The 22,837-nt window shown below is 66.6% G+C and carries 21 protein-coding genes; 13 read left to right on the forward strand and 8 right to left on the reverse strand.

All coding sequences use genetic code 11. The annotated features are described in order from the left end of the window. The first annotated feature begins 14 nt into the window (after positions 1 to 14). From HW932_RS06935 to HW932_RS06950, 4 genes are all read left to right on the forward strand, one after another. Positions 15 to 1,553, forward strand: coding sequence for a complex I subunit 5 family protein (locus HW932_RS06935; protein WP_246296705.1), 1,539 nt, complete (start codon positions 15 to 17; stop codon positions 1,551 to 1,553). Further along, on the forward strand, positions 1,553 to 3,193 hold the full coding sequence (locus HW932_RS06940; protein WP_176975769.1) for a complex I subunit 5 family protein: 1,641 nt from the start codon (positions 1,553 to 1,555) through the stop codon (positions 3,191 to 3,193). Before HW932_RS06935 ends, HW932_RS06940 begins: the two co-directional genes overlap by 1 nt. Before the next feature lie 287 nt (positions 3,194 to 3,480). Further along, complete coding sequence (locus tag HW932_RS06945) at positions 3,481 to 4,533, forward strand: patatin-like phospholipase family protein (protein WP_176975770.1); 1,053 nt, start codon at positions 3,481 to 3,483, stop codon at positions 4,531 to 4,533. Between the two features lie 3 nt (positions 4,534 to 4,536). Next, complete coding sequence (locus tag HW932_RS06950; RefSeq protein ID WP_176975771.1) at positions 4,537 to 5,991, forward strand: GntP family permease; 1,455 nt, start codon at positions 4,537 to 4,539, stop codon at positions 5,989 to 5,991. Positions 5,992 to 6,061: 70 nt separating this feature from the next. On the opposite strand, the gene HW932_RS06955 is transcribed toward HW932_RS06950, so the two are convergent. From HW932_RS06955 to HW932_RS06985, 7 genes are all read right to left on the reverse strand, one after another. Continuing rightward, complete coding sequence (locus HW932_RS06955; RefSeq protein WP_176975772.1) at positions 6,062 to 7,429, reverse strand: ArsB/NhaD family transporter; 1,368 nt, start codon at positions 7,427 to 7,429, stop codon at positions 6,062 to 6,064. Positions 7,430 to 7,440: 11 nt separating this feature from the next. Continuing rightward, positions 7,441 to 8,472, reverse strand: a complete 1,032-nt coding sequence (locus HW932_RS06960) for an amino acid ABC transporter substrate-binding protein (RefSeq protein ID WP_176975773.1) — start codon at positions 8,470 to 8,472, stop codon at positions 7,441 to 7,443. A gap of 66 nt (positions 8,473 to 8,538) precedes the next feature. Then, entirely contained in the window at positions 8,539 to 9,006 is a 468-nt protein-coding gene (locus HW932_RS06965; RefSeq protein WP_176975774.1) for a hypothetical protein, read from the reverse strand. A 173-nt stretch (positions 9,007 to 9,179) separates the two neighbouring features. After that, on the reverse strand, positions 9,180 to 10,253 hold the full coding sequence (locus HW932_RS06970; protein WP_176975775.1) for an AI-2E family transporter: 1,074 nt from the start codon (positions 10,251 to 10,253) through the stop codon (positions 9,180 to 9,182). Beyond that, a complete protein-coding gene (locus tag HW932_RS06975) occupies positions 10,250 to 11,728 on the reverse strand; it encodes an alpha/beta hydrolase (protein WP_176975776.1) in 1,479 nt (492 codons plus the stop codon). The genes HW932_RS06970 and HW932_RS06975 overlap by 4 nt, the downstream gene beginning before the upstream one ends. Before the next feature lies 1 nt (position 11,729). Beyond that, a complete protein-coding gene (locus tag HW932_RS06980; RefSeq protein WP_176975777.1) occupies positions 11,730 to 12,929 on the reverse strand; it encodes an alpha/beta hydrolase in 1,200 nt (399 codons plus the stop codon). A gap of 23 nt (positions 12,930 to 12,952) precedes the next feature. Then, a complete protein-coding gene (locus HW932_RS06985; protein WP_176975778.1) occupies positions 12,953 to 13,741 on the reverse strand; it encodes a DUF3611 family protein in 789 nt (262 codons plus the stop codon). Here HW932_RS06985 and HW932_RS06990 point away from each other — a divergent pair. The 9 genes from HW932_RS06990 (at position 13,728) to HW932_RS07030 (ending at position 20,978) form a co-directional block, all read left to right on the forward strand. Further along, a complete protein-coding gene (locus HW932_RS06990; RefSeq protein WP_176975779.1) occupies positions 13,728 to 15,134 on the forward strand; it encodes a sensor histidine kinase in 1,407 nt (468 codons plus the stop codon). The genes HW932_RS06985 and HW932_RS06990 overlap by 14 nt on opposite strands. Continuing rightward, positions 15,131 to 15,772 (forward strand): response regulator transcription factor, encoded by a 642-nt coding sequence (locus HW932_RS06995; protein ID WP_176975780.1) that lies wholly within the window; start codon positions 15,131 to 15,133, stop codon positions 15,770 to 15,772. Before HW932_RS06990 ends, HW932_RS06995 begins: the two co-directional genes overlap by 4 nt. 147 nt (positions 15,773 to 15,919) lie before the next feature. Continuing rightward, positions 15,920 to 16,672, forward strand: a complete 753-nt coding sequence (locus HW932_RS07000) for a metal ABC transporter ATP-binding protein (RefSeq protein ID WP_246296707.1) — start codon at positions 15,920 to 15,922, stop codon at positions 16,670 to 16,672. Then, on the forward strand, positions 16,665 to 17,519 hold the full coding sequence (locus HW932_RS07005; protein ID WP_176975781.1) for a metal ABC transporter permease: 855 nt from the start codon (positions 16,665 to 16,667) through the stop codon (positions 17,517 to 17,519). The genes HW932_RS07000 and HW932_RS07005 overlap by 8 nt, the downstream gene beginning before the upstream one ends. Before the next feature lie 8 nt (positions 17,520 to 17,527). Further along, positions 17,528 to 17,986 (forward strand): Fur family transcriptional regulator, encoded by a 459-nt coding sequence (locus tag HW932_RS07010; protein WP_176975782.1) that lies wholly within the window; start codon positions 17,528 to 17,530, stop codon positions 17,984 to 17,986. Between the two features lie 8 nt (positions 17,987 to 17,994). After that, positions 17,995 to 18,876 carry a hypothetical protein gene (locus HW932_RS07015; RefSeq protein ID WP_176975783.1) on the forward strand — a complete coding sequence of 294 codons (882 nt, stop codon included), beginning with the start codon at positions 17,995 to 17,997 and terminating at the stop codon, positions 18,874 to 18,876. A 94-nt stretch (positions 18,877 to 18,970) separates the two neighbouring features. After that, positions 18,971 to 19,495 (forward strand): 6-pyruvoyl trahydropterin synthase family protein, encoded by a 525-nt coding sequence (locus HW932_RS07020; protein WP_176975784.1) that lies wholly within the window; start codon positions 18,971 to 18,973, stop codon positions 19,493 to 19,495. Beyond that, positions 19,492 to 20,193, forward strand: coding sequence for an SDR family NAD(P)-dependent oxidoreductase (locus HW932_RS07025; protein ID WP_176975785.1), 702 nt, complete (start codon positions 19,492 to 19,494; stop codon positions 20,191 to 20,193). Before HW932_RS07020 ends, HW932_RS07025 begins: the two co-directional genes overlap by 4 nt. Then, positions 20,193 to 20,978, forward strand: coding sequence for an SDR family NAD(P)-dependent oxidoreductase (locus tag HW932_RS07030; RefSeq protein ID WP_176975786.1), 786 nt, complete (start codon positions 20,193 to 20,195; stop codon positions 20,976 to 20,978). Before HW932_RS07025 ends, HW932_RS07030 begins: the two co-directional genes overlap by 1 nt. Positions 20,979 to 21,056: 78 nt before the next feature. Here HW932_RS07030 and HW932_RS07035 read toward each other — a convergent pair whose 3' ends face one another. Further along, positions 21,057 to 22,808 (reverse strand): cation:proton antiporter, encoded by a 1,752-nt coding sequence (locus tag HW932_RS07035; RefSeq protein WP_176975787.1) that lies wholly within the window; start codon positions 22,806 to 22,808, stop codon positions 21,057 to 21,059. Positions 22,809 to 22,837: the final 29 nt, after the last annotated feature.

Genomic DNA, 22,837 nt, shown 5'->3' on the forward strand with positions numbered 1-22,837 from the left:
TGGATCTGTCGGTCATGCTCGATCATCTCCTCGCCGTGGGCGGCAATCTGCTGGTGCTGGCGCTGATGCTGCCGGTCGCGAGCCTGATGCTCGCCTTCGCCCTCGGCGGACGCCATGCCGAACGCATCGCACTCATGACCCTGCCACTCGGACTCGCCATTGCAGTCGCCATCGCGGCGGCAGTCCTGTATGGCGATGCGCCGCTGCACACCGATCTGGGCGGCTGGGCGCCACCGCTCGGCGTGGCGCTGCGGGCGGACGGACTCTCGGCCATCATGCTGCTGACCACTGCCGTGGTGATGGTCGCCGTCGGACTCTTCGCGCGGGCCGATTTTCAGGCGCCGCGCGGCGCGACCGAGACCCGCGCGTCCTTCGCCTTCTGGACCCTGCTGCTCGCGCTCTGGGCGGCGCTGAACGCGGTCTTTCTGGGCGAGGATCTGTTCAATCTCTATGTCGCGCTGGAACTGCTGACCTTCGCCGCAATTCCGCTGGTCTGTCTGGACGGACGCGCGCCGACGCTGGCGGCGGCGCTGCGCTATCTGATGTTTGCGCTGCTGGGTTCGGTTCTCTATCTGCTCGGGGCGGCGCTGTTCTACGGCGCCTATGGCACCCTCGACATCGGCCAGCTTGCCGCACGCATCGGCGGTGATGACCCACTGGAGCCGGCGGCTCTGATCGCCGCTGCGCTGATGACGGCGGGACTGGCCGCCAAGACGGCGCTTTTCCCGGTACATCTCTGGCTGCCGCCCGCTCACGCCGGCGCCCCGGCGGCGGCGAGCGCACTGCTCTCCGCGCTGGCGGTCAAGGCGTCCTTCTTTCTGATCCTGCGCATCTGGTTCGATGTGATGCCCGAGCTGCTGGCGCAGATGGCGGCGCAGATTCTCGCCGCGCTCGGTGCGGCGGCGATCCTCTTCGGCGGCGTGCTGGCGCTGCGTCAGGCGCGGCTCAAGATGCTCATCGCCTACTCGACCATCGCGCAACTCGGCTATCTCTTTCTGGTCTTTCCGCTGGTCGCGAGTCCCGAAACGGCATCGCTCGCGGAGCTGCGCAATGCGCCCGGCGTCTGGACCGGCGGCGTGCTGCAACTGGTTTCGCATGCCTGCGCCAAGGCCGCGATGTTCATGGCGGCGGGACTCATCGCCGCCTCGCTCGGTCACGACCGGATTCAGGATTTAGGCGGCATCGGGCGCGCCCTGCCGATGACCCTCTTCGCCTTCGGGATCGCCGGGCTGTCGCTGATGGGACTGCCGCCAAGCGGCGGCTTCATGGCGAAGTGGCTGCTGCTGTCGGCGGCGCTCCAGAGCGGCCAGTGGTGGTGGATGCTGGTCATACTCGCGGGCGGTCTGCTCACCGGCGCCTATCTCTATCGCGTGCTGGCCCCGGCGCTGTTCGCCCAGAATCCGCCCCCGGCGCCGGTCAAGCCGGTGGATCGCTCGCGCGAATGGGTGGTGCTCGGACTGGCGCTGATCTCGGTGCTGCTCGGTCTGGTGCCGCTGTCGGCCTTCTCGCTGATCCAGATCGGTCGTGATGTCAGCGGGATCGGTCTGCCCTGATGAACATCGACACACTCTTTGCTCTCGCCCTGGCGACCCCGATTGCGGCGCTCCTGGCCTGTCTGTGGCGTCCGGCGCGCGAGCGGATGCTGTCGCTGCTGGTGCTGGCGCCGCTGCCCGCCCTGGCGGTCGCGCTCGCCGCGCTCCTGAACCCGGACGCGATGCCGACGCTCATCCTGGATCCGGACCGCCGGATCGGGCTGATGCTCGACCGGCCGGGCGCCATCCTGCTCGGGGTGGCGGCATTGCTGTGGAGCGCCGCCGGCGCCTATGCCGCGACCTATCTGCGCGGCAAGCCGCACGGCGGACGTTTCGTGGTCTTCTGGCTGCTGACCCTGACCGGCAGCCTGGGCGTCTTCGTCGCCGCCGATCTCCTGAGCTTCTATCTGACCTTCGCGCTGGTCAGTCTGGCGGCCTGGGGGCTGGTCGCGCACGACGGCACCGCGCGCGCCCGACGGGCCGGCGTCATCTATCTGCTGCTGGCGATCGTCGGCGAGGTCTTGCTGCTGCCGGCCTTCGTCCTGCTGGCGGATGCCGGTCCGGGCGCCAGTCTCGCCATAGAGACATCGGTGTCGGCCCTGCCCGACTCACCCTGGCTCGCCGCGACGGTCGCCCTGCTGATCGCGGGCTTCGGTCTCAAGGCCGGTCTGGCGCCGCTGCATGTCTGGCTGCCGGTCGCGCACCCAGCGGCCCCGATGCCAGCCTCGGCGGTGTTGAGCGGCGTCATCGTCAAGGCGGGCATCATCGGCCTGATCCGCTTTCTGCCCTGGGACGCCGGGCTCGACGGGTGGGGCGCGGCGCTGACGAGCATCGGACTCTTCACGGCCTTGTATGCCGTGGCGATGGGCGTCCTCCAGTCCAACCCCAAGACGGTGCTTGCCTATTCCACTGCCAGTCAGATGGGTCTGGTCGCCGCCATCCTCGGCATGGGGCTGGCCATCGGCGACCGCGAGGCGGTGACGGCGGGGACGGTCTATGCCGCCCATCACCTGCTCGCCAAGGGCGCGCTCTTTCTGGCCGTCGGCGTGATCGCCGCGACCGACCGGCGACGGCTGTGGCCGGTGCTGGTTCCCGCTGCGATCCTCGCCCTGGGTTTCGCCGGTCTGCCGCCGACCGGCGGGTATCTCGCCAAGCTCGCCGCCAAGCCGGTGCTCGGATCCGAAGTGGTCGGGTTGCTCGCCGGCCTCGCCGCCGTCGGCTCCACGCTGCTGATGATCCATTTTCTGCGCCGGGTCGCGGCGGGCGCCTCGCCTGCTTCCGGTGCACAGGCTGCTGCCGGACTCGTATGGCCCTGGCGGCTGCTCTTTCTCGCCGCGCTGCTGCTGCCCTGGATGCTGGCGCCGGTCGCCGGAATCCGGCCCTGGGCGGCGCTGACCGACTGGTATGCGATCTGGTCCGGGCTCTGGCCGGTTCTGGCCGGCGGGGTGCTGGCCCTCGCGCTGCAACGCTGGGGCGAACGTCTGCCCCGCGTGCCCGAAGGCGACCTGCTGGGGCTGTTCAAGGATGCGCCGCAGTGGGCGAATGCCGTAGGCGAAAGGCTGGAACGGACGGAAACCCGGCTGCGTCAATGGCCTGTCGCCGGCGTGTTGCTGCTCGTGCTGACGCTGCTGCTGTGGACGGTCGTCCTGACGATGTCCTGATCGATGGAATGCCAATCTCCGGCGTAGACTCCGCTTGCGGGCGATGCGAGGGGAATACGACCGACTTTGCATGTCCGTCGCTGGGCTCCGGAAACAGCCGCCAAACATCTTCCAGAGTCGGGTTAGCCAGGCTCATGGGGCGATTCCTTCCAAGGCGTTGCTCTGTGTATTGGAGAAGTTGGCGCCAAATGTTAGGATCATGAAAATTTTGCGCGATTCGATCCATCGTCCGCGCGCCCACCGTCCCCGAATCCCCAGAAATCCGCGCACCTGCGCCAGGAGCCATCATGGCTGCTTCCGTTTCAACATCCCCCGCCGCTCGCCAGCGTGCGCCGGTCTCCGTGGATTTCGCGCTCCAGGGCGGGGGGGCGCACGGCGCCTTCGCCTGGGGCGTGCTGGACCGCATGCTGCAGGAGCCCTGGCTGACCATCGACGGGCTCTCCGGCACCTCGGCCGGCGCCATGAACGCGGCGATCCTGAGCGACGGTTTTGCGGCGGGCGGGGCCGAAGGCGCGCGGGCTGCGCTGGAGCGTTTCTGGCGGCGGGTCTCGGACGCAGCGCTCATGAGTCCGCTGCGCCGCGCGCCGCTGGATATCCTCATGGGCCGCTGGACGATGGACAACTCGCCGGCCTTCATTGCGCTCGACATGGCCGCCCGTCTGTTCTCGCCCTACGACACCAATCCGATGGGCTTCAATCCGCTGCGCGACATCCTGGCCGAATCGATCGATTTCGCGCGGCTCGCCCGCTCCGATGTGCATGTCTTCGTCACAGCCACCAATGTACGCACCGGGCGCCCGCGCGTCTTTCGCAACGCCGACATGAGCCCGGACGCGCTGCTGGCCTCGGCCTGTCTGCCGATGATGTTCCAGGCCATCGAGATCGACGGCGAGGCGTACTGGGACGGCGGCTTCTCCGGCAATCCCACGATCTCGCCGCTGGTGCGCGAATCCAGCGCCGACGACACCATTCTCATCCAGATCAATCCGATCGAACGCGCCGGCACCCCGCGCACCGCGCGTGACATCCTCAATCGTGAAAACGAGATCGCCTTCAACGCGCCATTGCTCAAGGAGCTGCGGATGATCGCCCTGCTGCGTCAGGTCGCCGATCCGGGCCACAGCGAAGGCGCGCTCTGGGCCTCGATGCGGATGCACCGCATCGCCAGCCCATCCATGACCGACCTGGGCTATTCGTCCAAGCTCAATGCCGAATGGCCCTTCCTCTGTATGCTGCGCGACGAAGGCCGGCGCTGCGCCGAAACCTTCCTCGCCGAACACGGCGATGACCTGGGCCGACGCGCGACCTTCGATCTCGACCATCTGCTGGAAGGAATCTGACCCATGGGTTTAACTGGAATTCTGCTTGGCCTCGCGCTCCTCATCTGGCTCGCCTATCGCGGCTGGAGCGTGCTGCTGCTGACCCCGGCGGCGGCCCTGATCGCGGCGCTCTTCTCCAGCGAGCCGCTGCTGGCGCACTGGACTCAGACCTTCATGGGCGGCGCGGCGGGCTTTATCGCCCAGTTCTTCCCCATCTTTCTGCTCGGCGCGCTCTTCGGCAAGCTCATGGAAGACAGCGGCTCGGTGCAGTCCATCGCCCGCTTCATGGGCGAGAAACTCGGTGCGCGTCATGCCGTGCTGGCGGTGGTGCTGGCCGGCGCCATGGTGACTTATGGCGGCGTCAGTCTCTTCGTCGCCTTTTTCGTGCTGGCGCCCATGGCGCAGGCGCTGTTTCGCGACGCCAACATCCCGCGTCATCTGATGCCGGCGGCGATCGCGCTCGGCACCTCGACCTTCACCATGTCGGCCCTGCCCGGCACCCCGGCGGTGCAGAACGCCATCCCCATGCCTTTCTTCGGCACCACGCCCTTCGCCGCGCCCGGTCTGGGGACCATTGCCGCGCTCATCATGCTGGCGTTCGGACTCTGGTGGCTGGGGCGCGGGGTGGCGTCCGCCCGGCGTCGCGGCATCGGCTTCGATGGCGCGCTGCTCATGACCGCCGATCAGGCCGCCGACGATCCGCTGGTGCGCGAACGTGCGGCGGTCGCGCAGTCATTCGATCCGGCCGAGATCCATCACGGACAGGTCAGCACCGATCTGCCGCCGGTCTGGATGTCCGTCCTGCCGTTGATCGTGGTGGTGGCGGTCAATCTCGCCATGACCCTGCTGGTGCTGCCCGCGCTGGATCTCGGTTATCTGGCCGAAGACCGCTGGGGGCCGACCTCGGCAGCGGCGGTGGGTGGCGTCTGGTCGGTGACTGTGGCGCTGCTGGCGGCCATCCTGGTCCTGCTCGGACTCAACCGCAAGCGTCTGCCCAATCTGCGCGAAAGCGTCGATGCCGGCGTCAACGCCTCGGTGCTGCCGATCGTCAGCGTGGCGAGTCTGGTCGGCTTCGGCTCGGTCGTCGCCGCACTGCCGGCCTTCGATCTGGTACGCGAATGGGTGCTCGGGGTCGGCGGCGGGCCGCTGGTGTCGCTTGCGGTGTCCACCAATATCCTGTCCGCACTCACCGGCTCGGCTTCTGGCGGACTGACGATTGCCCTGGAGGCGCTGGGGTCGAACTATCTGCAACTGGCGGCTGAACTGGGCATCGATCCGTCGCTGATGCACCGCGTGGCGGTGATCGGAGCGGGCACGCTGGACAGCCTGCCGCACAACGGCGCGGTCGTCACCCTGCTGGCTGTCTGCGGCACCACTCACAAGGACAGTTATCTGGACATCGTGATGGTCGCTGTCGTCGGCGCCGTCGTCGCGCTCGCCGCCGTGATCGTTCTGGGCACGATGTTCGGCTCCTTTTAACCCTGGCGCAGGAGCGCGATTTGTAACCGGGTCGAGACGCTCGTCGCCCGCCAGCGGGATTCTGTCGCACCTAATGCGCGATGGAGTCGAGAGCGCCCGAACCCAGAATCGCATCCAGCGCCAGGACATAGAGCGCCCCGACAAACAATTGCAACGCCGCGATCGGCAGGCCGATGCGCAGGAACTGCATGAAGTTCACCCGCTTGCCGTGGGCGGCACAGATGCCGACGGCGACGACATTGGCCGAGGCGCCGATCAAGGTGGCATTGCCGCCCAGGGTGCCGCCGAACATCATGGCGATGAACAGGGGCAAGGTCGTATCGGGCCAATCGGTGAAGCCGGGGCCCAGCGCGATCTCAGGCACGGCTTCGGCGGCCACCAGATAACCTGTCGTCATCACCAGCGCGGCGGCGACCACCGGGATATTGGCCAGCAGACTCGACAAGACGCCGATGCCGGCCAGCGACAGGAGCGCCACCGGCATGAAATCGCCTCCGAACCAGTCGTAGAGCTGGATCGACAACCCTTGCAGCAGCTCGGTTTTGACGAACGCCTGAACCAGAGTGAAGATGGCGCCGAGAAACACGATCGTCTTCCAGTCCACGTCGCGGATGACCTCGCCCACCGGCTCGATGCGTGCGCCATAGACCACGAGTAGCGCCAGCGACGCGGCGATGATGGCGACCTGGGGCGGGATGATGGTATTCGGCAGGGATTCTCCGACCAGGAACAGGACCACCATGATCACGAGCACCGAGAGCGATAGCGCCAGGAAGGCGGGGCGCTCGATCGTCACCGGCCGGCGCTTTGCGGGCAAGGTCACCCGTGCGGCCCAGACCTCCGGCAACAGGCGTGGCAGCAGGGGCACGATGACCAGGAGCGCCAGCAGCCCGCCGAGGCTCACCAGCCGCAGATAGTCGATGAAAGACAGCCCGATCGCGCTGCCGACCAGAAAGGTCGCGGGGTCGCCCACCAGGGTGAGCATGCCGGCGGCATTGCTGACGATGGCCGTGATGATCAGGGGGCCGACGAAATCCACCTTGAGCGCCCGACAGACGCCGACGATGATCGGCGCCACCAAAATGACTGCGGTCGCGTTGGGAAGTATCGCGCACACCAGAGCGACCAGGGCCACGATCAGCAGCAGCAGGCGTTTGCCGCTCCCGGCGGTGGCGTGCAACACGGCATCCTCGAGCCATTCGAAAATCCCGGTCCGGCTGATCACCCGCGCCACCACCATGCCGCCGAAGAGCAGGGCGAGCGGACCACTGGCCGTTTGCACGATCTGGATGAGATCGCCTCTATCGAGGATATCGAACATGATCAAGACGCAGACCCCGAGCAGGGCCGCGACCACCATATCGACGACGTCGAACGCAATCAGCAGGATGACCGTGGCGAAGACGCCGAGGGTCAGATAGATCTGTATGTCGGTCATGGCCGCATCACTCAATCCATGGGTAGGGCATAGTGCAGTCCGCCCTGGGTCCAGAGCCGGTTGAGACCACGCTCGATCTCGAGCGGGCTATCGCGGCCAATGTTGCGCTCGTACATCTCGCCGTAGTTGCCGACGGCTTTCAGCACCCGGGTTGCCCACAGGACAGGTATCCCCAGGGACCGTGCGATCATGGCCTCTTCCTCCGTGGAGCGGAGCACCAGAGGGTTGCGGTTCTCCGCGATGACGGTCTCGAGGTTCTCGCGCGTGATTCCGTATTCCTCGGCGAGGATCAGGAGGTTCAGAACCCAGCGGACCACGGTGGTCCATTCCGGATCACCGCCCCAGACGACGGGACTGAGCGGCTCCTTGGAGATACGCTCGGGCAGGATGACGAAATCCTCAGGATCGTTGGGCGCGTGCAGGCGCATCGCGGCGAGCTGCGCGGCATCCGAGCTGTAGGCGCGGCAGCGGCCGGCGAAGAAGGCCTGGGCCGCCTCGGCGGGTGAATCGATGACCAGCGGCGTGACCGACCACCCCTTGGCGCGAAACCACTCTTCGAGATTGCGCCTGTGCGTCGTCCCTTTCACGATGCAGACGGTCGCGCCCTCCAGGTCCGCCAGCGTCGCAATGTCCGCCGCGGCGGGCACCATGAATCCCTGGCCGTCGTAGAACAGGATTCCGGGAAACTGGACCTTCAACACTGCCTCGCGGGTCAGGTTCCAGGTGGTGTTGCGCAGGAGCAGATCGATCTTGTGCGCCTGTAACGAGGGAAATCGTGTCGAGGCGCGCAGGGGCAGGTACTCGACCTTGTCCGGATCCCCCAGGACCGCAGCCGCGAGCGCGCGACAGAAGTCCACGTCGAACCCCTGCCAGCGTCCATCGGCGTCGCGCTCGGAGAAGCCTGGAATGCCTTCACTGACTCCGCAGCGCAGCAGCCCGCGGGCCTTCACTCCCTCCAGGACTTCGCCCGCCTCGAGCCGCGGCAGGAACAGCAGCATCAGGACGAGCGCGGCAACACGCCAAAGCCTCCGGTCGAGATGCATCGAAATCTCCCAACCACCAGCGCCAGTCCTCCAGCAGAGGTATTGCATGAGATCTTGCATGGCCGCTCAGCAGGGTCCGCTACACTGGATGACAACGCGTACGCAATTGGACGCCTCGAAAGTGTCGCTTGTAATGGCGAGCTCACCCCCTCCGGCATGGATCAGTGTCGCCGCGTTGCACTGCGTCCGTCGGGTGCCGAACTGAACGGGGGACGTCCAGCGCACGTTGGAGCAGTCCGCGTTTCCCCGGCCCAGCTGGATGCCCGTTTCGTAGGTCGCGCAGCGCAGCCGCCGATGCGTCACCGAGGTGCGGAGATTCCAGGCGCCGGAGTCATCGACCCGCCCCCGAGTCTCCCCCGTCTGGAAGTCCTTCGTCGCGGGTTGCTGGGCGCCGGTGGCCGGGGCCGGGAGCAATGGCAAATCAAGGGTGCTCACAATGCGCGAGCTGTCCGGGCGCGGCGCTTGGGAGACGCTGTCATTGGGTTCTTGCGCGGCGCACGAGACGAGCAGGAGGAGCGGCAACAGTTTCCACATTCGTGTTCTCCAGGATGTGTGTCGAGCCTAGATCCGGCAGCGAAGGGTCCGCGCCTGTTCTGGCGTTGTGGGGCTGCTGCGGCAGCCAGGATCGTGAGCTGGGTGATGAGGGCCTTGCCCCCGCGACGCCGCGGTCGTCTCCACACGGGGTTGGGGCGATCGCACCCGGCCGGTCACGGCTGGATAGCCGCCTGGTCTTCCGCAGGGCTTTCCGACGGCGCAATGTCCGGACCGAGCAAGATCGCCATCGGCCGGGTGTGTGGACTGGCATCGAGCGCGATCATCAGTACCATCGTCAGCGGAACCGAAAGAAAGGCGCCGACCGTTCCGAGCACCCAGCTCCATAGCAGCAGCGACAGAAACACCGCCAGTGTCGAGATGCCGAGCCCCCGACCCATGATCCTCGGCTCCAGAACCGAGCCGATCAAGGTATTCGCGATCAGATAACCGAGCGCCACCAGGAGGGTGGTCGACAGATCGGTTTGCACCAGCGCCATGAGTACGGCCGGGGCCGCCATCAGGACGGAGCCGACGAAGGGAATGAAGTTCAGCAGGAAGGCCAGGATCGCCCAGAGTGCGCCGAAGTCGATGCCGAGGAACCAGAGCCAGACCCAAACGAACAGCGCCGTGGCGAAGCTCGTGCCGGTCTTGATCACCATGTAGCGGCTCAGCGCGTCCAGCACCCGCTGCAAGCGGGCCTCGGACTCCTTGGTCAGGTGAAAGGCCGTGCGCAGTTTCAGCCAGAGGCCGGGAGCCTCCAGGAGCATGAAGACCACGGCCAGCAGGATCAGCAGTCCGGTGCCGAAGATCGAGCCCATGTTGCTCAGCGCGACACGGACCAGGCTGCCCGCCAGGGCAGGGTCCAGGATATCGGGCATGGCCTGTGTCGAGTTGGCGATGCCCTTGCCTTCCAGCCACTGGCCCAACTGATCGTTGAGCAGTACCAGTCGCTCCTGATAGCTGGGCAGGCTGTCCTTGAACCCCTCCAGGGCTCCGGTGGCGATCAGTCCGAAGAGGCTGCCGACGTCCAGCAGCACGAACGCGACGAGCGCCAGGGCGCCCCATTTCGGCACGCCCTTGCGCTGCATCCAACGCAAGGGCGGGGCGGCGATGACGGCGATGAACGCGGCGAGCAGGATCGGCGCGACGACGGATTCCGCCGCTTGCAGGAAGAGCAGGACGATGGCGATGGCCGCCGTGACGATCAGGCCACGCGCCGCGGGAGAGAAGCCGGCAAGGACGTTCATGATTCGCTCCTGGCTTCCAGCCATTGCAGAACCCGTGCCTCCAGGTACGGGTAGAAGGGGTTGTAGCGCTGCCGCAGCAGCCAGTCTGCGGGAATGCGCACCAGGCCCCGCTCGCCCCTAAGTGCCATGTCCCCGAGGAAGATGCGATCGCCGCTGTCGGCGGGACCGCGTCCGTACAGGGGGTCATCGGGCGGGAAGGCCAGAGCCACGTGTGACAGGGAGACCATGCCGCTGGGCCAGACGAGATCGAGCGGTCGGGTGCTCGACGTCTGGGGGGAAAAGGGCGCCTTGTAGCGGGCGACGACCTTGGCACTCTCCGGACTCTCGTTGGTGACGAAGGTCACCGCGAACGGCAGGCGCTCCTCGGCCATCAGGCGGTCGGTCAAGGGGGCCGGATCCGCGACGAGCAGGCTGGACGCGATGGCCGCATGGCGGTTGATGTCGAACAGCACCAGCTCGTTGCGGGGCCCTGGAAGTCGCTTCAGCAGGTTGTCGACAATGGCCTCGGTCGTGACCGTGGCATCGACGGTCGACTTGAGCGCGAGAACGGGCGGAAACGCGCGGGCCTTCGCCGGCTCCTGCACCAGGGTGCGGATACGCCGATCGACGTCGCGGGTGAGGGCATGGACCTGCGCGCCCGCGTTGGTCGCGAACGAGTTGTAGTTGAAGGGGTCGAATTCGCTCATGACCGCCAGATAGGCCAGATCCTCGAGGCCCGGCAGGACCGACAGGGCGTCCTTGAAGCGGGCCAGGGCGCTCGCGGGGTGGACCCGAATGGCCGGGGACACCAGCACCAGACTCGCGGGCACGGCCTTGGCCCCGTCTTCGAGCGCTTCGAGGGTGACATCCAGGGCCAGGGGTCCGCCGGTGGAGTAGCCGATGATGTGCAGCGGCGAGTCCCCGAGCCGGTCGGCCAGGTGCGTCGTCGCCAGTCGGACGGCGGCGGCCATGTCTTGCCAGGTGACGGATCTCAGCCCGGATGGCGCCGTGCCGTGACCGGGCAGGCGCAAGCCCAGGACGAGATACCCGGCGCGGTTGAGGGCCTCGCCCAGGGCGCGCAGGGAATAGGGTGAGTCGGACATGCCGTGGAGCAGCAACACCCCCCCGATGGGCGCGTCCGCGTCGAGCTCGAAGGTCCGGTTCCAGTCGCGCGGCCAGCGGCTCGGACTCGCCAGGCTGTCGCGACTGTAGCGCTCCAGGGCGAACTCGGCGCCTGTGGGAGTTTTCCGGACGATCTGCTCGTCCAGCTCTCGGAAGAGGCGCTCCTCCAGATCCAGATAGTCCTGCAGGGTGCGGACCTGCTCACCCGCCATGTCGGCGGTGAATTCCTCGGTGAGCGCCTGGGTATGCCAGGGCGCCAGAGTCGGGTCGTTGCTGCAGTCCGGCACGCCGAGGACGAGGGCGGCGAGCACAAGTCCCGCCACGATCGCAACGACCTGACGCCGCCGAGGGTCGCGGTGGGCGGTCGTCGGCATCTCAGCGCCCCCGCGTCAGCACGAAGTAACGCTTGCCTGCCGGCGTCTCGAGGAAATAGAGCTCGCGGGTCTGCGGCAGCTCGGTCCCGGTCAAGCGCAGGAAGAGATCGTCGAAGAACTCCGGCGTCTCGAGACTGAAGTTATGGAAATTCCGGGTTCGGTTGACGGGGGTGACGTCGACCAGCACCAGCCGCTCATCCCCCGGCTCGATGAGCGCGGACAGGCTATCCGCTTGCTCGGCCTGACTCGGGTTCGCCGGGTCCAGCGTGCTCTCGCCCAGCCGCAGACCGCGGTTGATGAGACGACTCACCAGCAGCGCCCGGTCGTTGGACGAGACATAGACGGTGACGTTGCTTGCAAGCGCCTTGATCTCATCCTTGAAACGTTCGTTGAAGTCGGTGTGATCGACGTCCGCGGCGGTCAACACCACGTTCTCGATCTCGGTTGCAGCGTCGGAGAAGTCGGCGTCCTGATAGAGCTTGTGGAAGGCGTCCACGACCACCTGCCCACCCATGCTGTTCGCCATCAGCCACAGGCGGCTCGGTCTAACCTCGCGGAGGACGAGTTCCAGGGTCGCCGCCAGGTCGGCCCCCGAGGCCTGCGCGACCTCGCGCGCCCGACGGTAGCCGCGCAACGACGAGCCCTGATCGCCGGGCCAGTCGAACAGCAGCACCGGGGTGTCGATATCGAGGACATGCGCGAGAAAGGCGGTCTTGCGCAACGCGGACGGATAGGCCTCACGGAAACCCTGGACCACCACCAGGAGCGAGCGGTGGGGCGAGGCCTCCACCTGGGTGCGCAGTGCTTCGACGAGCTGCTCGGGCGCCAGTGCTTGAACGCTTTGCAGCTGGATCTCCTCGTTGAGAAACCAGTCGCTGGGGTTGATCAGCATCCCCAGACCGAGCGTGGGCTGGATCTTGGTCTCGAACGCGCCGAAACTCAGGGCGTCACCGCGCTCCGAGCCGAAACGCGACTCGATCGGCCCCATGTCGTCGACCGGAGCCCGATTGGTGGCATAGAAGAACCGAAACACGCCCTGCTCGGAGAGTTGGGACACGGTCATCCGACGCAGAACAAAGGCCTCGGCCTGCTCCAGGGCCGTGCGCGTGCCCACGAAGTAGACGTAGAGGGCGGCGCCGATGAGGACTCCCGCGGCCAGGCCCGCGCCCCACAGAAAACGGCTTTTGATGCGCGGTATCATGGTCTTCGTGCGCCGCCCGCACGTCAGACGGTCGTAGCAGGGGCGACCGGCGCCGACCGGGTGGTGAGAAACAGGAGCCAGACAGACAGACCCAACACGATCAGCTCCGCGCTGAGAATGACGAGCAGGGACGTCAGGCTGATCGCATCCATCGCGGAGATCGACTGTGCCGGATCACCGCCCAGCCCCGACGAGATCATGAGACCCGTTTGCGGAGTCGCCAGCAGGATGAACAGCATTCGCCCGGCGGCGCTGAACAGCAAGAGCATCGAGAACGCGATCCCGGCGCCGCTGGCCCATAGACCCACCCACAGCGTCTGCTCGACGGAGGCCCGGTCAGGACGCCGTGCCGGGTCGGCGATGTGCTTCCCGATACGGGTGTAGCGAAAGAACCAGAAGGTCGTGAAGACCATGATGAGCAGGCTGCCGTAGGACAGGTAGTTGCTCAGATCGATCCCGATGCGCTGGGCGGAATCCGGACTTCTCATCAGCAGGACATAGGCGAGCAGCAGCAACGGAACCGCGAGCAGCGCGAACTGTATCCAGAAACCGAGCCAGCCAAGCCGGGAAAATTGCTTCGAGAGCCGTTCCGGCTCGACCGGCAGCCAAGGTTTGCTTAGGATGGCGTCCATAACGAATCCTCTGGATCGATGTTTGGTGTATAGTGCCGGGCTGGAATATGCGGGCACCGTAGTCGCATCGGAGTGGTGGATGTCCAATTTTATGGAAGCGGCCGGCGCGCTGAAATTGCACCTTGGTAAAACGCTGGAGCCCATGGACACGGTTATCGGATAGGCGATGAGCTGGATCACGATGCTCTATGGCACGATGGCCGTCGTCGCGTCCACACTGGCCGGGATTTATCTGGCCGCCTGGGTCGCGCAGCGGGACGACGGGGCCTACCTGATGTTCGTGCTGCTTGCGGTCAGCATGTGCGGCGTCGCGGTGACCGAGTTCTTGATGCTGCAAGCGCAGACGCTGGAGGAATACGTCCTCGCGACACGCTTGTGGCACGTGCCGTTGTGGTCGGGCGTTTGCGCACTCGTCGGTTTGGCTCACTGGCGTTTGCGGCCGCGTTTTTCGTGGGTGGGTTGGCTCGCCGTGGCACTGCGGACGCTCGCGCTGGTTGCAAACTTCCTCTCTGAATCCTCTCTGCACTATGTCGTTCCGACCGGGATCGACCACGTCTGGCTCTTCGGTGAGCCGCTCTCCATGGCGACCGGCGCCCCCAATCCCTGGATGCTCCTGGGTCAGGTCAGCAACCTCCTGCTGCTGGTCTTCATTATCGACGGCGGTGTCTGCGCCTGGCGGCGGGGAGAGCGCCAACGGGCACTGTCGTTGGCGCTCGGTCTCCTGATCCCCGTCGCGCTCGGCGCCATCCAGTCGGTGCTCGTGTATTGGGGCTTCGTTCAGATGCCCGTCATGATCGCGCCGCTGCTGCTGTTCATGGCCGTCGCCATGGGCTACGAACTGAGCGACGGGCTGCTGCGCGCCGCGCGCGCCGAGCGAGAAGTCCGGTCGATGGATGCCTCCTTGAGCGAGCTGTCCGCCAGCCTGGCGCACGAGCTGAACCAGCCCCTGGCCGTGATCCTGACGAACGCCGAGGCCGCCCAATCCCTGCTGCGCCGGACACAGCCGGACCTGACCGAGGTCAGCGCGATCCTGGCCGACATCGTCGACGCCGACCGGCGGGCGGCTGACTTGATTCGGCGCATCCGCGCGCTCCACGATCGCGGCGAGCCCGAGCGCGAGCCGCTGTCCGTCAATGACGCGATCAAGCGGGTTCTCGGTCTGATCGGCAGCGAGCTGGACGAGCAGGGTGTGACCATCAGCCTCAGTCTGGCCGCGGACCTGCCCTCGGTGCAGGCCGACGGCATTCTGATCGATCAGGTTCTGCTCAATCTCCTCTCCAACGCCGCCGAGGCCGTCGCCGACAACAGTCCGCACGACCGCCGTCTCTCGGTCACGACCTTTTCTCACTCGAACGGCGTGTCGATCGAGATCGCAGACAACGGATGCGGCGCCGCCGATCCGAGACGGATCTTCAACGCCTTCCATTCGACCAAGCCCGGTCGGCTCGGCATGGGATTGGCCATCGTGCGCTCCGTCGTCAAGAGCCACGGGGGGCGGGTCTGGGCCGAATCGGCGACCGGCCGCGGAACGACCATTTACCTGTCTTTACCGAGAGACTGTCCGTCATCATGACCAACGAACAGATCGTCTATGTCCTGGACGACGATCCCGAGATACTGAAGGCGCTGACGCGGCTGCTCGGCGCCGAGGGTTTCCAGGTTCGCGGCTTCACCAGCGCACACGAGTTTCTCGCCCACGAGCGCTCTCCGGGGCCGGCCTGCCTCGTGCTGGATCTGGCCATGCCCGAGATCGATGGTCTGGAGGTCCAGGAGCGTTTGCGTCGCGGCGGCGCCGATCTTTCCATCGTCTTCCTCTCCGGCCATGGCAGCATCCCCCTGAGCGTGCGGACCGTGAAGGCGGGTGCGGAGGACTTCCTGACCAAACCGGTGAACGCGGCCGAGCTGCTGGCGGCGATCCGGGCCGCGCTACGACGCGCCTCCGATCGACAGGCCGAGCGCGAGGAATGGCTGGCCCTGCACCAGCGACTCGCGTCGCTGACGCCGCGGGAGCGGGAGGTGCTCGACCATGTGATCGCCGGACGACTGAACAAGCAGATTGCGGCCGATCTCGGCACCGGCGAGCAGAACATCAAAGTCCATCGCGGGCGCCTGATGCGCAAGATGGGCGTCAGGTCGGTGGTGGAGCTGGCGCGCATGACCGAGCAGCTGAGACGCACGCTCAAGGAGCGAGATGGGCGCGCCCAAGAGTGACTCGCATCCGGGGGCGCCGCCACCCCGGCATGCTCGTTAGAGGAGCGTCCCGGTTCCGACGCCGCGTCTCAGACGGACGAATCCCTTGGGGCTTGACGGGCTGTTATACTGTACGGCCTGGACACCCCTACCATCGACCCGACCCCCATGCCGAGCACAATGCCCGACTCCCCCGTGATCCGCGTGGAGTCCGTCAGCTTCTCCTATGGCGAGACCCTGGTGCTCGAACGCATCGACCTGAGCATCGTCGCCGGTGAGTTCGTGGGACTGGTCGGTCCCAATGCCGGCGGCAAGAGCACGCTGCTGAAGCTGATCCTGGGTCTGCTCGAACCTCAGTCAGGGCGCATTCGCGTGCTCGGTCGCCCGCCGCGCGAGGCGGCGCGCGCCATCGGTTACGTCCCCCAGTTTCCGAGCTTTCCGCGCGACTTCCCGATCTGTGTCGAGGAGGTCGTGGCCATGGGGCGGATCGGACTCGGGTCGCGCTGGCCGCTCGGCTGGTCGAGCCGTGCCGACCGCGCGGCGGCCCGGCAGGCGCTCGCCGAGGTCGAGGCGGCGGATCTGGCGCGGCGTCCGATCGGCCAACTCTCGGGCGGGCAGTTGCAACGGGTGCTGCTGGCGCGCGCTCTGGTCGGTGAGCCGCGTCTGCTCATCCTCGACGAGCCCACGGCCAACATCGACCAGCGCGCCGAGAACGACATCTTCGACCTGCTCGCCGAACTCAACCGGCGCCTGACCATCCTGCTGGTCTCGCACGACATCGCCTTCATCTCCGAGTACGTCAGCCGCGTGGCCTGTCTCAACCGGACCCTGGCCTGTCACGGCACCAGCGCGATCGACGGCGACACCATCCAGCATCTCTACGGCGGCCATGTCCGCCAGGTCGAGCACCGGCATGGCTGAATTTCTCACGGCACTCGCGACCTATGGATTCCTGCAGAGCGCACTGATCGCGGGGCTTCTGGCCAGCGTCGGCTGCGGCGTGATCGGCACCTTCGTCGTCGTCAAGCGCATCGCCTTCATGGCCGGCGGGATCGCGCATTCGGTGCTCGGCGGCATGGGCGCGGCGCTCTATTTCGGACTCGATCCATTCGCCGGGGCGCTGATCGCGGCCATCTTCTCGGCGCTGCTGATCGGGGCGGTGCGTCTGAGCTGGAAGACCCAGGAAGACACGCTCATCGGCGCGCTCTGGGCCATCGGCATGGCGGTCGGCGTGCTCTTCATCGCCAAGACACCAGGGTATTCCTCGGACCTGATGAGCTTTCTGTTCGGCAACATCCTGCTGGCGCCGACGCGCGAACTCTGGTGGATGGCGGGGCTGGATCTGGTGCTGGTGGTCACGGTCGCGCTCTTCTATCGGCAGTTCCTGGCCGTCACCTTCGACGAGGAGTTCGCGCGTCTGCGCGGCGTGCCGGTCACGTTTTTCTATCTGCTGCTGCTGTGTCTGGTGGCCGTGACCGTGGTGCTGCTGATCCAGGTGGTGGGGCTGATCCTGGTCATCGCGCTGCTGACGCTGCCGGCGGCCATCGCCGGTCACTATGTCCATTCGCTGGGGGCCATGATGCTGATCGCGACCGGACTCGGGGCGCTCTTCACCACGCTGGGGCTGGCGCTCTCGTTCGGGCCGGATCTGCCGACCGGGCCGACCATGATCCTGCTCGCGGGGTGCGTCTATATCCTGTCGGCGCTGGTCAGTCGTCAGTTGCACCGTCGGCGCGCCTGGCGTCAGGCGGCAATGGTCAGAGGGTAGGGCGCGCCATGCCGACGACGGGTGATGCCCTGGAACGGGTGCTGGACCAGGCCGAGGCGCTCTGCCGGCAGCGCGGCGTCAGGCTCACACCGCAACGGCGGCGGGTGCTGGCGATCCTGTGCGCGGCCGAGCGTCCGCTCGGGGCCTATGAGATCCTGGAATCCATGCGCGAGGGCGCACGTGCACTGGCCCCGCCGACCGTCTATCGGGCGCTCGACTTCCTGCTCGAACACGGGCTGGCGCACAAGATCGAGAGTCTGCATGCCTTCGTCGGCTGCACCCATCCCGAGCATCCACATGCCGGCCAGTTCCTCATCTGCGCCGAGTGCGGGCGCGTGACCGAGCTGAAGGATGCCGCCATCGCCCGGAGTCTGACGCTGGCGGCCAGTGAGACCGGGTTTCGACCGAGCCGTCCGGTGGTCGAATTGATCGGTACCTGCGCCGACTGCGTACTCAAGCATCCCTGACCTCGACCATGCCGGATTGGAGCCTATCGCTGGCCGTGCTGATCCTGGGCCTGATCGGACTCGTCCTGGGGAGTGCCGGCGTGCAGGGGGCGATTGGGGCATCGGGGTGTCGGTTCTCGCCCTGGCAAGCGCTGGTCGCCATGCTGCCGGCGATGGCCGTGACCTTGCAAGCCATTGGTTCGGACGCAAGCACTCTGGGGCTTGGTGCGATCATCGGCGTCCATGTTCTCGGCGTTCTATTGGCGATAAGGCGTTTTTCGAGCCGGTTGCGGGCTTGGAGCCTGATCGGTGCGGCGATCGGCGTCTGGGGATTGGGGTTCGATGGCCGTCTGGGACGGGTCGATGGGGGTGTACTGGTTCTGCTGTGTCTGCTCTATCTGGCATGGATGACCAGGGCGGCGCGACAGTCAGCTTCGCCGAGGGATGACGGTAAAACCCAAGCGGCGGCTGTCGATGCCGGACAACCAACACGACTGGTGCGCTCCAGATGGCGGATCTGGGTGGTGATCTCCCGTTTCTGTTTGGGGTTGATCCTGCTGGCCGTGGGCGCGCGCGTGCTGGCGATGGGGGCGCTCGATCTGGCACTGGTGCTGGATCTCGATGACTGGACGCTTGGCCTGATGCTTGTCGCGCCAGTCGGCGTCCTGGCCGGCTGGGCGCCGATCCTGCTCGCCAGACCGCGACCAGACGAAGGCGCATCGCGTCTGATCGCGCCGGGCTTCGCGGTCGATTTCAATCTCGTCAATCTGCTCGGCCTCGTCGGCCTGACGGCGCTGACGGCGCCGGGCGGTCTCCCGTTCACGCGCGAGACGCTGCTGGTGTCCTGGCTGCTGGTGATCCTGACGTCGATCCTGGCCGCAGCCGCGCTCATCCGCGCCGAGCCGGCTTGATCCGACCGCGACGACCCGCATTCTCAGGATTGCCGAATGGCCGCCGCACGCTTGACACTCCGGACGAGCGCGTCAAACTGGCCGACCGCCGATCATGCCCATGGAGAAGTTTGTGGCCGAAGCCATCCTGACCCGTATCGAGATCAGCAAGGACTATCTCAATTTCAGTGCCGGCCATTTCACGCTGTTCTCGGCCACCGAGCGCGAGAATTTGCATGGTCACAACTTCCGGGTGCGCTGCGCGGTCACGGCCCGGGTGGGCGAGGGAGGTCTGACCTTCGACTATGTGATCCTGAAACGCGCGCTCAAGGAACTCTGCGACGCACTCGACGAGCGCGTGCTGCTGCCGCTGGAATCGCCCTATCTGCTCATCGAGCGCCGGGACGGACTGGTGCTGGCGCACTTCGCCGACGAGCGCATCCCTTTTCTGGACCGCGACGTCCTGCTGCTTCCCATCCGTAACGTCACCATCGAGGAACTGGCCCCATTGCTGCTAGGACGGCTGCGCGCGCATCCCGAGATCGCCGCCATGGCCCCGGCGATCCGCGCTATCGAACTCGGCGTCTCCTCGGGGCAGGGACAGTGGGCCATCGCTCAATCGGAGTCTGTATCCGTATGAACCAACTCATCATCACCGGCGCCAGCTCGGGCATCGGACGCGCCATCGCTGCACGCTTCCTGGCCAATGGCTGGCGCGTGCTCAATCTGTCGCGTCGGCCCTGCCCGGAGCCTGGGGTCGAGAACCTGAGCGTCGATCTGGAATCGCCCGCGAGTTTGGATGCACTGGCCGAGACATTGCCGGGACGCCTCGCCACCGAAGGCCGGATCTGTCTGGTGCACAACGCCTCGATCATGCGCGCCGACCGCATCGATGCCCTGCCGGACGCCGATCTGCGCGCCGTGCTCGAACTCAACCTGCTGTCGCCCAATCGGCTCAATCAACTCATCCTGCCGCACCTGGGAGCGGGATCGAGTGTGCTCTACATCGGCTCGACCCTGTCCGAGAAGGCCGTTCCGGGGGCGGCCAGCTATGTGATCGTCAAGCACGCGCTCGTCGGCATGATGCGCGCGACCTGTCAGGATCTGGCCGGGCGCGGCATCCACACCTGCCTGATCTGCCCCGGCTTCACGGATACTCCGCAAGTGCGCGCCCTCATCGACGGCCATCCGGAGACGCTGGCCGCCATTACGGCGATGAACGCTTTCGGTCGTCTGATCACGCCCGAGGAGATCGCCTCGGCGGTCGCCTTCGCCGCCGAGTCGCCCATGTTCAACGGATCGGTCATCCATGCCAATCTCGGGCAGCGTGAGCGCTGATGGCGACGCGATCCAACAAGGACGATGAGACGGCGGATTCGCGCGTCGTCTGTATCAGCGGCGGCACCTCGGGGATCGGCATGGGGCTGGTCTCGGCTTTCCTCGATGCCGGGGATCGGGTCTACACCTTCGGGCGCTCGCCGGAGAAGGTCGAGGCCGTGCGCGCGCGTTGGCCGGAGGCGGTCACTGCGGGCTGCCTGGTGGTTCTGACGGGGGATGTCACGGACGCCGATTTTCGCCGGCGCCTGACCGAACGGCTGGAGCAGGACGTCGGGCGGCTGGACGTGCTGGTCAACAATGCCGGCGTCATCCGCGACAGCGGCACCCTGGAGGAGAGCCTGGAGCACTGGCGCGAGACTTTAGAGATCAACCTGGTCGCGCCCTTTGCCCTGACTCAGGTCTGCGCGCCATTGATGGACCAGTCAGCCGCGCCCGTAGTGATCAATCTGTCCTCGGCCTGCGGCCGGCATCCCTTCGTCACCTGCACCTCGACCAGCTATTCGGTGGCCAAGGCCGGACTCGACATGCTCACGCGCCGACTGGCGCTGGCGCTCGGTCCGCGCGGAATTCGGGTCAATGGAGTCGCGCCCGGTGTGGTCGCGTCCGAGATGTGGAGCGGGGCGGATGATCTGATGCAGGCGACCGTGGAGCGCCGTCACGTCCTGGGCCGACAGGTGGTCACGCCCGCCGACGTCGCCGAGGCCGTCCTCTTCCTCGCCTCGCCGCGCGCCCGGCTCGTGACCGGCGCCACGCTCAACGTCGATGCCGGCTATACGCTCGGCTGACAGGACGTCCCTTGGTAACGGTTCAAAAACAACTTGGCCATAGCGGTTCCTTCTCCCCCCTCTCCCCAACCCCATCGCTCAGACCGACTCCGCGCGGCCTTGCTCATCGAGCCGCCGAGCCCGTTCGTCCTCGCTGACCAGCCGATAGTCGCTGTCCCGAACGTCCTGGATCAGCAGATCGACGTTCTCGGGTGCGGCCCCGACCAGACTCAAGGCTGTGGCCCCGAGTCGCAGGCTGGCCTCGATCGCTTCCGGATAGGCGCGGGTCGCGCCGGCCGCGATCAGACGCGCGCTCTGCTCCAGATCGCGCGCGCGGGCGATGATCGGGAGAGACGGATAATGAGCGCGCAGAAAGGACACAGTGCGCCAGGCCGTGTCGGCCTGATCGATGGTGACAACCACCAGGGCCGCGCGCTCGCCATGTGCGGCGGCGAAGAGTCCGGCCTCGGCGACATCGCCATAGAACACCGCATGACCATCCGCACGTCCACGCGCCACCCGCGTCAGATCGGCATCGAAGGCCACGAAGGGCACCTCACTGGCGCGTAGCAGGGTCCCGACCGTATGTCCGACCCGTCCGTAGCCGCAGATGATGACATGATCGCGCAGGTCGGCGATGTTGAGCGGCTGAGGCTGTGGCTCGGCCTCGTCCGCCCTGGCGCCCGAGCGCGTGAGCCGGCGGGCGATGGCGCCATTGTGACGGATGAGGAAGGGCGCGATCACCATCGACAGCAGCACCGACATCAGCGCGACCTGTTCGGCCCGACCGGCGATGGCGCCCGATTCGAACGCGATCGCCAGTAGCGCGAAGCCGAACTCACCGCCGACCGTCAGCAGGAGCGCCACGCGCCAGGACATCAGCGCATCGGCTCCGCTCAGTCGCACGATCGGCCCCACCACCAGCGCCTTGAGCGCCAGCAGCGCCAGCGCGCCGCCGAGCGCCAGGTGCCAGACATCCGGTAGTGCCGACAGATCGAACAGCATCCCGATCCCGACGAAGAAGAGCCCGAGCAGCACATCGCGGAAAGGCCGGATCGCCGCCTCGATCTGGTGTCGGAACTCGGTCTCGCCGAGCATCATCCCGACCAGGAAGCCGCCGAAGGCCATCGACAGCCCCAGACTGCCGGTGATCCAGGCGGCGGCGAGCGAGACGAACAGCACCGTGAGCGTGAACAGCTCATTGGAGCGGCGCGCCACGATCAGATGGAAGAGCGGACGCAGCAACCGCCGCCCGGCGATGTACACCAGCGCCAGTGCCAGCGCCGCCTTGACCATCGCCCAGCCGAGCGAGAGCGCAATGGCCTCGGCGCCGACCGCCAGCCCCAGCACCGGGATGATGACGACGAAGGGCACGGCGGTGACATCCTGGAACACCGACATCGCCACGCCCAGGCGTCCGTGACGGCTCTGCTCCTCGCGCTGTTCCTCCAGCAGCTTGCTGAGGATGGTGGTCGAGGACTGGGCGAACACCGCGCCCACGACGAAAGCGGCGACCGGCGACAGACCGACGAGCCAGGCCAGGACACCGACCAGCGCCGTGGTCAGGACCACCTGCGCCGTGCCGAGCCACAGCACCGTGTGACGCAGAGCCTGCAATTGCGGCAGCGAAAAGCTCAGTCCGACCGTGAACAGCAGAAAGACGATTCCATACTCGGCCAGCAGCCGCAGTTGATGTCCCTCGATCACGGGGCCGGGCGTATAGGGACCGAGCAGCACGCCGACCAGCAGATAGCCGAGCACGGGCGGCGCTTGCAGACGCTGGAAGGTCCAGACCAGTGCGATCGCCGCGCCGAGCAGCAGGATCAGGTGCATCAAGGTTTGATCGAACATGAATACAAGTGTCTCCGGGTTGGCGCATC

This window comes from Allochromatium humboldtianum, assembly GCF_013385175.1.
Taxonomy (GTDB): Bacteria; Pseudomonadota; Gammaproteobacteria; order Chromatiales; family Chromatiaceae; genus Thermochromatium; species Thermochromatium humboldtianum.

Coding starts and splice junctions, on each gene's coding strand:
- HW932_RS06935 (WP_246296705.1), top strand. CDS start 15: ATGCTCGATCATCTCCTCGCCGTGGGCGGCAATCTGCTGGTGCTGGCG.
- HW932_RS06940 (WP_176975769.1), top strand. CDS start 1,553: ATGAACATCGACACACTCTTTGCTCTCGCCCTGGCGACCCCGATTGCG.
- HW932_RS06945 (WP_176975770.1), top strand. CDS start 3,481: ATGGCTGCTTCCGTTTCAACATCCCCCGCCGCTCGCCAGCGTGCGCCG.
- HW932_RS06950 (WP_176975771.1), top strand. CDS start 4,537: ATGGGTTTAACTGGAATTCTGCTTGGCCTCGCGCTCCTCATCTGGCTC.
- HW932_RS06955 (WP_176975772.1), bottom strand. CDS start 7,429: ATGACCGACATACAGATCTATCTGACCCTCGGCGTCTTCGCCACGGTC.
- HW932_RS06960 (WP_176975773.1), bottom strand. CDS start 8,472: ATGCATCTCGACCGGAGGCTTTGGCGTGTTGCCGCGCTCGTCCTGATG.
- HW932_RS06965 (WP_176975774.1), bottom strand. CDS start 9,006: ATGTGGAAACTGTTGCCGCTCCTCCTGCTCGTCTCGTGCGCCGCGCAA.
- HW932_RS06970 (WP_176975775.1), bottom strand. CDS start 10,253: ATGAACGTCCTTGCCGGCTTCTCTCCCGCGGCGCGTGGCCTGATCGTC.
- HW932_RS06975 (WP_176975776.1), bottom strand. CDS start 11,728: ATGCCGACGACCGCCCACCGCGACCCTCGGCGGCGTCAGGTCGTTGCG.
- HW932_RS06980 (WP_176975777.1), bottom strand. CDS start 12,929: ATGATACCGCGCATCAAAAGCCGTTTTCTGTGGGGCGCGGGCCTGGCC.
- HW932_RS06990 (WP_176975779.1), top strand. CDS start 13,728: ATGAGCTGGATCACGATGCTCTATGGCACGATGGCCGTCGTCGCGTCC.
- HW932_RS06995 (WP_176975780.1), top strand. CDS start 15,131: ATGACCAACGAACAGATCGTCTATGTCCTGGACGACGATCCCGAGATA.
- HW932_RS07000 (WP_246296707.1), top strand. CDS start 15,920: ATGCCGAGCACAATGCCCGACTCCCCCGTGATCCGCGTGGAGTCCGTC.
- HW932_RS07005 (WP_176975781.1), top strand. CDS start 16,665: ATGGCTGAATTTCTCACGGCACTCGCGACCTATGGATTCCTGCAGAGC.
- HW932_RS07010 (WP_176975782.1), top strand. CDS start 17,528: ATGCCGACGACGGGTGATGCCCTGGAACGGGTGCTGGACCAGGCCGAG.
- HW932_RS07015 (WP_176975783.1), top strand. CDS start 17,995: ATGCCGGATTGGAGCCTATCGCTGGCCGTGCTGATCCTGGGCCTGATC.
- HW932_RS07020 (WP_176975784.1), top strand. CDS start 18,971: ATGCCCATGGAGAAGTTTGTGGCCGAAGCCATCCTGACCCGTATCGAG.
- HW932_RS07025 (WP_176975785.1), top strand. CDS start 19,492: ATGAACCAACTCATCATCACCGGCGCCAGCTCGGGCATCGGACGCGCC.
- HW932_RS07030 (WP_176975786.1), top strand. CDS start 20,193: ATGGCGACGCGATCCAACAAGGACGATGAGACGGCGGATTCGCGCGTC.
- HW932_RS07035 (WP_176975787.1), bottom strand. CDS start 22,808: ATGTTCGATCAAACCTTGATGCACCTGATCCTGCTGCTCGGCGCGGCG.